This is a genomic window from Achromobacter dolens (assembly GCF_902859745.1).
Lineage (GTDB): Bacteria > Pseudomonadota > Gammaproteobacteria > Burkholderiales > Burkholderiaceae_B > Achromobacter > Achromobacter dolens.
In genome coordinates this window covers 67977-75306 of the sequence record NZ_CADIJW010000024.1, presented here as the reverse complement: position 1 = coordinate 75306, position 7330 = coordinate 67977, and the positions used below count along the sequence as shown (strand labels likewise).

At 68.4% G+C, this 7330-nt stretch carries 6 protein-coding genes; 5 read left to right on the top strand and 1 reads right to left on the bottom strand.

All coding sequences use genetic code 11. The features are described from left to right. On the bottom strand, window positions 1–932 hold a 932-nt coding region (locus HV783_RS17505; protein ID WP_175189571.1), incomplete at its 3' end, for a DUF2157 domain-containing protein. A gap of 62 nt (window positions 933–994) precedes the next feature. On the opposite strand from HV783_RS17505, the gene HV783_RS17500 reads away from it, so the two are divergent. From HV783_RS17500 to HV783_RS17480, 5 genes are all read left to right on the top strand, one after another. Further along, window positions 995–3610 (top strand): DNA topoisomerase III, encoded by a 2616-nt coding sequence (locus HV783_RS17500; RefSeq protein ID WP_175143543.1) that lies wholly within the window; start codon window positions 995–997, stop codon window positions 3608–3610. 133 nt (window positions 3611–3743) lie between these two features. Next, window positions 3744–4799, top strand: a complete 1056-nt coding sequence (locus HV783_RS17495; RefSeq protein ID WP_175189570.1) for an ABC transporter substrate-binding protein — start codon at window positions 3744–3746, stop codon at window positions 4797–4799. Between the two features lie 2 nt (window positions 4800–4801). Further along, window positions 4802–5572 (top strand): ABC transporter ATP-binding protein, encoded by a 771-nt coding sequence (locus HV783_RS17490; protein WP_175189569.1) that lies wholly within the window; start codon window positions 4802–4804, stop codon window positions 5570–5572. A gap of 7 nt (window positions 5573–5579) precedes the next feature. Next, the gene (locus HV783_RS17485; protein WP_049070406.1) at window positions 5580–6434 is read left to right on the top strand and encodes an ABC transporter permease; all 855 of its coding nucleotides are present in this window, start codon (window positions 5580–5582) and stop codon (window positions 6432–6434) included. A gap of 14 nt (window positions 6435–6448) precedes the next feature. Next, window positions 6449–7231 (top strand): SDR family oxidoreductase, encoded by a 783-nt coding sequence (locus tag HV783_RS17480; protein ID WP_175189568.1) that lies wholly within the window; start codon window positions 6449–6451, stop codon window positions 7229–7231. The last annotated feature ends 99 nt before the right edge of the window (window positions 7232–7330 follow it).

The window sequence follows — 7330 nt, the reverse complement described above, 5'->3', positions numbered from 1 at the left end:
GCGGCGACCCGGGGCGGCTGGGCCAGCCCGCGCAGCCAGCGCGCGGCCCAGACGCCCTCGGCCATCAGCAGCGCCGCCAGGGGCAGGGCGGCCCAGACGCCGGGCTCCAGCCGCAGCAGCCATTCGCCGACGATGCGCAGCGAGACGCAGATGGCGCCGGCCGCCAGCATGGCGAGAATGACCAGGTCACGGCGGCCGCGCTGGTAAAAGAAACCCAGGCCCAGCGTCACGGCGATCCAGGCCAGGCTGTTGACGGAGCCCAGGCCGCGCAGCATGAAGTCGCCGAACATCAGCGCCACCACCAGCGGGGTGACCACCAGCGCCGCCAGGACCCGTGGTCCGATCAGGGTGCTGGCGCGCCAGCGGCGCGCCGCCAGTTCCCAGCCCAGCAGCAACAGCAGGTTCCAGGCAGCCACGATCAGGCTGGCGACCTGGGGGCCGCCGAAGATCAGCCACCAGGCGAAGGCGCGCTCGCCCAGCCACAGGACCAGGGCGACGTTGGTCACCAGCGCCCACAGCAGCCAGACGGCCTGGCTGGCCGCCACCAATGCCCACGGCAGCAGCAGGACCGCCCACCAGGCGAACAATTCCCAGGTATCGGCGCCAGTCTGGTAAGTTTGGCCTAATAACGCGAGCAGGGCGCCGAGCAGGATGCCGGCCAGGGCCAGCAGCGCGCCGGGAATGCTGCGGCGCACGCCAGGGGTGGCGCGCAGGCGCAAACCGGTCCACGCGGCCGCCAGCGCGGTCAGGGCCAGCAGGCCCTGCGTGCCGGCGAAGCGCTGGATTTTTGTCATGTCCTGCCAGTTCGCCGCGACCCAGCAGATGGCGGCGCTGCCGAGCAGCAGGACCCCCAGCCAGAGGGTGCTGCGCGCCAGGAATTGACGCCATGCGTGAAGTTCCGATCCCACTTGCCGTTCAATGCCGACTTGCATCTCGCGAAACTCCGATCTTATTATCCGCGCTACTACGGCGGGACTGCCGCCACTGGATACACATGAATAAAACGCTGATTATTGCCGAGAAGCCCTCGGTGGCCCTTGATATATCACGCGCCTTGGGAGGCTTTGCGCGCGAGGGCGACTATTTTGAAAGCGAACGTTACGTACTGGCGTCCAGCATCGGGCATTTGCTTAGCTTGGTCGCGCCCAACGATCCGGTCAAGGGGAAATGGAGCTTCACGCACCTGCCGGTAATTCCGCCTGAATTCGAGCTCGGGCCGACCGACAAGAAATCCGCCGAGCGCCTCAAGCTGCTGGTGCGCCTGGCCAAGCGCAAGGACGTCGATGCCATCATCAACGCCTGTGACGCGGGGCGCGAGGGCGAACTGATCTTCCGCTACATCATTCAGTATGCGGGCGTGAAAAAGCCCATCCAGCGCCTGTGGCTGCAATCCATGACCCAGGCCGCCATCCGCGAGGCCTTCGCCAACCTGCGCGACGACAGCCAGCTCAAGCCGTTGGAGGCCGCCGCCCGCTCGCGCGCCGAGGCCGACTGGCTGGTGGGCATCAACGGCACCCGCGCCATGACCGCCTTCAACAGCAAGGACGGCGGCTTCTTCAAGACGCCGGTGGGCCGGGTGCAGACCCCCACGCTGGCCATCGTGGCCGAGCGCGAGGAACGCATCCGCCGCTTCGTGCCGCGCGACTACTGGGAAGTGCGCGCCACGTTCGTGGCCGCCGCCGGCCTGTACGAAGGCCGCTGGATCGATCCGGACTTCAAGAAGGACGAGCGCGACCCCGAGAAGCGCGAGTCGCGCCTGTGGTCGCAGGCCGCCGCCCAGAGCGTGGTGGCCGCCTGCCGCGACCAGCCGGGCAGCGTCACCGAGGAATCCAAGCCGTCGACCCAGATGTCGCCGGCCCTGTACGACCTGACCTCGCTGCAGCGCGAGGCCAACGGCCGCTTCGGCTTCTCGGCCAAGACCACCCTGGCGCTGGCCCAGACCCTGTACGAACGCCACAAGGCGCTGACCTACCCGCGTACCGACTCGCGCTATCTGCCCGAGGACTACATCGGCACGGTGCAGGAAACCATGCGCGCGCTGGCCAAGGGCGGCTCCAACGCCGTCGGCGGGCTGTCGCGCCATGCCGAGACCGTGGTCAGCCAGCACTGGGTCAAGCCGAACCGCCGCATCTTCGACAACAAGAAGGTGTCGGATCACTTTGCCATCATCCCGACGCTGCAGATCCCGCACGACCTGAGCGAGGCCGAGGCCAAGCTCTACGACCTGGTGCTCAAGCGCTTCCTGGCCGTGTTCTTCCCGGCCGCCGAATACCGCGTCACCACCCGCATGACCGAGGTGCAGGGGCATCGCTTCCGCACCGACGGCAAGGTGCTGGTCAATCCGGGCTGGCTGGCCGTGTACGGCAAGGAAGCCCAGGGCGAGGACGCCAACCTGGTGCCGGTGGGCGACGGCGAGACCGTGCGCACCGAGGACGTCGAAGCCGTGGGCTTGACCACCAAGCCGCCGGCGCGCTTTAACGAAGGCACGCTGCTGTCGGCCATGGAAGGCGCCGGCAAGCTGGTGGACGACGAGGAACTGCGCGAGGCCATGTCCGAGCGCGGCCTGGGAACGCCGGCCACCCGCGCGGCCATCATCGAAGGCCTGCTCAACGAGGTCTACCTGCGCCGCGAGGGCCGCGACCTGGTGCCGACCGCCAAGGCGCGCCAGTTGATGACGCTGCTGTCGGGCCTGGACGTGTCGGAACTGACCTCGCCCGAGCTGACCGGCGAATGGGAACACAAGCTCAAGCAGATCGAGCAGGGCGCGCTGGACCGCCAGGCCTTCATGCGCGAGATCGCCCAGATGACGCAGGTGATCGTCAAGCGCGCCAAGGAATACGAGCGCGACACGGTGCCCGGCGACTACGCCACGCTGCAGACGCCGTGCCCCAAGTGCGGCGGGGTGGTCAAGGAAAACTATCGCCGCTTTGCCTGCACCAACTGCGACTTCTCGATCGGCAAGCACCCGGGCGGCCGCACCTTCGAGCTGCCGGAAGTCGAGGAACTGCTGGCCAAGCGCGAGATCGGTCCGCTGCAGGGCTTCATCAGCAAGATGGGCCGGCCGTTCGCCGCCATCCTGCGCATCAGCGACGAGTACAAGCTGGAATTCGACTTCGGTCAGAACGACGAGGACGACAACGAGGCGGTGGACTTCTCCGGCCACACGCCGGTGGGCACCTGCCCCAAGTGCCAGTCGCGGGTGTTCGAGCACGGCATGAGCTATGTCTGCGAGAAGTCGGTCGGCCCTGAAAAGAGCTGCGACTTCCGCTCGGGCAAGGTCATCCTGCAGCAGGAAATCTCGCGCGAGCAGATGGAAAAGCTGCTGACCGACGGCCGCACCGACCTGCTCGACGGCTTCGTGTCCAGCCGCACCAACCGCAAGTTCAAGGCTTTCCTGGTGCGCCAGCCCGACGGCAAGATCGGCTTCGAGTTCGAACCGCGTCCGGAGAAACCCGGCCGCGGCCGCGCCCCGGCCAAGACCGCCGGCGCCGCCACCAAGACGGCGGCGAAGAAGGCGCCGGCCAAGAAGGCCGCGGTGAAGAAGACCGCGACCAAGACCGCCGCCAAGAAAGCCGTGAAGAAGGCCGCGCCCAAGAAGACCGCGGCATAAGCCGCCACGGTCTACACTTGCGTGGCACGACGAGAACGCCCGGGCAACCGGGCGTTTTCCATTGTTGGACGGCAGGCGCCGCTGCGGTATTGTTGACGCCAAACAACCACACCCGATCGAGACCGAGGAAGACATGAGCACGAGCCCCCACTTCACCAACCGCCGCCGCGTGCTGGCCGCTACCGGGGCGCTGGCCGGCGTCACCCTGATCGGCGGCCGTGTCGCCTTCGCCCAGCCCAAGCTGGGCCGCGTGGTCTACGGGCAGGGCAGCATCGACCCGTTCTTCGCGGCCGGCTACGTGGCGCTCAAGAAGGGTTACTTCGGCGAAGCGGGGCTGGAAGTCGAGTACCTGAATTCGCAGAGCGGCCCGCGCACCAACCAGTTGCTGGCGGCCGGCCAGATCGCGTTCGGCGCCACCGCGGCCACCGCCGCGCCGGCGCTGACGCTGGCCGGCAAGCCGGCTGCGCTGGTGTTCGGCTTCGACCGCAAGCTGACCTACGCCAACGTCATCGTGCGGCGCGAGGATTTCGACAGCGGCAAGATCAAGTCGCTCAAGGACCTGGCCGGCAAGCGCGTGGGCGCGACCCAGCCGCAGTCCAGCACCTGGCTGATGGCGCTGTACCTGATGCAGAAGGCGGGCGTGGCCGACAAGGTCGACATCCGCCCCCTGGGCGACCTGGCCACCATGCTGGGCGCGCTCAAGACAGGCTCGGTGGCCGCCAGCATGGCCACCATGTCGATGATGGAGCAGGCCCGGCAGGAAGGCTGGGGCGTGCCGATCTTCGACGCCACCACCGAGGCCTCGTGGAACGAATTCATGGGCGGCGACGTGCCGGGCATCGCCGCGCTGACGCTGCATGACACCATCCAGAAGCGGCCGGAAACCGTGCAGGCCTTCGTCACCGGCCTGGTGAAGGCACAGAACTTCATCACCGCCCACAGCGCCGCCGAGATCGCCGACGTGATCTACGACGATTACCTGAACGCCTTCCCGCGCGCCGCCATCGAGAAGACGCTGGGCGTGTACAAGGACACGGTGTTCCTGGGGGACAACGTCATCACCGAGGACGCCTACAACCGCATGACCGCCATCATGGGCGACGGCCGCCAGTTCTCGAACGACGAGATCAAGACGGTGCCGTACGACAAGTGCGTCGACATGCGCTTCGTGCGCCGCGCTCGGGGCTAGCGATGATCACGCTGGACCGGGTGGGCAAGGCCTACCAGACGCGCCAGGGCACCACCCACGCGGTGGGCGAGGTCGGCCTGGAGATCGCGGCGGGCGAGTTCGTGTCGATCGTCGGCCCCTCGGGCTGCGGCAAGAGCACGCTGCTGAACATGATCGCCGGCTTCCTGCCGCCCACCACCGGCCGCATCGTGGTGGACGGACGGGTAGTCGACGGCCAGGTGCCGCCGGCGCTGGGCTACATCTTCCAGAAGGACACGCTGCTGCCCTGGTTCAGCGTCAGGAAGAACGTGGCGCTGGGCCTGAAGTTCCAGGGCGTGCCGGCCGCGCGCATCGCCAGCCGGGTGGCCGAGCTGCTGGAACTGGGCCACCTGACGGCCTTCGCCGACGCCTTTCCGCACCAGCTCTCGGGCGGCATGCGGCGGCGCGTGGCGCTGCTGATGAGCCTGGCGGTGGAGCCGCGCATCCTGCTGCTGGACGAGCCATTCGGCGCGCTCGATACGCACACCAAGACCCACCTGCACCGCGAGCTGATGGAGATCTGGCGCAAGCTGGGCCAGACCGTGGTGCTGGTCACGCACGATCTGGACGAGGCCATCCTGCTGTCCGACCGCGTGGTGGTGCTGTCGGGCCCGCCCAGCCGCGTGCTGCTGGACGAGCGCATCGCCATCCCGCATCCGCGCGACGTCTTCACCCTGCGCGAGACGCCGCAGTTCGTCACCCACGTGCAAAGCCTCTGGAGCGTGCTGGGCCAGCAGTTCCGCGCCGCCGCCTGATTCCGCCATGACCGCTCCCGAATTCACCGATACCCTGCAGGACCAGTTGCGGCTGGACCGCCGCGCCAGCGCGCGGCGGCGCCTGCGCATCACCTTGTGGCAGGTGCTGATCCTGGCCCTCATCCTGGGCTCCTGGGAAACGCTGACGCGCATCCCGTGGTTCACCCAGAACACGCTGTTCGATCCGTTCTTCATCAGCCAGCCGTCACGCGTGGCGGTGCGGCTGTGGGAATGGCTGCAGCCCGGGCCGCGCTCGGTCTGGCCGCACCTGTGGCTGACGTTGCAGGCCACGCTGGTCGGGCTGGTGGTGGGCGTGGGCAGCGGCTTCATCGTCGGCATGACGCTCAGCCGCAGCCGCTTCCTGGCGGACGTGTTCAACCCGTTCATCGTGGCCTTCAACTCGATGCCGCGCATCGCCTTCGTGCCGCTCATCACCATGTTCTTCGGCCTGGGGCTGGCGTCCAAGGTGGTGACCTCGTGGTTCGTGGTGTTCTTCCTGGTGTTCTTCAACACCTACAAGGGCGGGCGCAGCGTCGAGCGCGAACTGGTGGACTTCTGCCGCACGCTGGGCGGATCGCCGCGCCAGATCCTGTGGCGCGTGCGCATCCCGACCGCCGCCGCCTGGACCTTCGCCGCGCTGCCCAACGCCATCAGCTTCGCGCTGATCGGGGTGGTGCTGGCCGAGTTCGTCGGCTCCACCACCGGCATGGGCTACCTGATGATCACCGCGCTGGCTACACTGAACGCCACCGACATGTTTGCGGCGGTCACGCTGTTGTCCATCGTCGGCATCGCGCTGGTGTACTGCGTGACCTGGCTGGAACGGCGGCTGCTGCACTGGGCGCCCGAATTCCGCGAATGAACCGAGCCGCGACCATGACGACTTCCTTGCCCTATCTGCGCAACTTCGACCTGAGCGGCCAGGTCGCGCTGGTGACCGGCTCGGCCCGCGGGCTGGGCTTCTGTATCGCCCGCGCGCTGGCCGGCAGCGGCGCGCGCGTGCTGATCAACGGCCGCAACGAGCAGGCCGCGGAAAGCACCGCCGCCGCGTTGCGCGGCGACGGCCTGGACGCGCACGCGCTGGCCTTCGACGTCAGCGACGATGCGGCCATGGCGCGGGCGTTCGCGCGCATCGACGCCGAACACGGCCGCCTGGACATCCTGGTGAACAACGTCGGCGCGCGCAACCGCAAGACGCTGGCCGACACCAGCGCCGCCGAGATCCGCGAACTGATCGACACCGACCTGGTGGCCGGCATCCTGCTGGCCAAGCACGCCGCCGAGCGCATGGCGCGCCAGGGCGGCGGCCGCCTGATCGCCATCACCTCCGTGGTGGGCGAGCTGGCGCGAGCCGGCGACGCGGTCTATCCGGCCGCCAAGCAGGGCCTGACCGGCATGGTGCGGGCGCTGGCGGCGGAGTTCGGCGGGCGCGGCATCACCAGCAACGCGATCGCGCCAGGCACCTTTGCCACCGAGACCAACGCCGAGATGGTGGCCGACCCCGCCGTCGGCCCGCGCATCGCGGCGCGCAACCCGACCGGGCGCTGGGGCGAGCCGGAGGAGATCGCCGGCGCGGCGGTGTTCCTGGCATCGAAGGCGGCGTCGTACGTGAACGGCCACGTGCTGGTGGTGGACGGCGGCCTGTCGATCCAGTTCTGACAGCGCGCTGGCCGTTCGGCAAAAACGAAGGGGCCCGCAAAGGGCCCCTTCATCATTCCGGCGGTCCCGACAGGGATGTCCGCCTGCCCGGCAATCACC

What these genes read in the sequence shown, in the direction of transcription:
- HV783_RS17500 (WP_175143543.1), top strand. Translation starts at nt 995, where the DNA reads ATGAATAAAACGCTGATTATTGCCGAGAAGCCCTCGGTGGCCCTTGAT.
- HV783_RS17495 (WP_175189570.1), top strand. Translation starts at nt 3,744, where the DNA reads ATGAGCACGAGCCCCCACTTCACCAACCGCCGCCGCGTGCTGGCCGCT.
- HV783_RS17490 (WP_175189569.1), top strand. Translation starts at nt 4,802, where the DNA reads ATGATCACGCTGGACCGGGTGGGCAAGGCCTACCAGACGCGCCAGGGC.
- HV783_RS17485 (WP_049070406.1), top strand. Translation starts at nt 5,580, where the DNA reads ATGACCGCTCCCGAATTCACCGATACCCTGCAGGACCAGTTGCGGCTG.
- HV783_RS17480 (WP_175189568.1), top strand. Translation starts at nt 6,449, where the DNA reads ATGACGACTTCCTTGCCCTATCTGCGCAACTTCGACCTGAGCGGCCAG.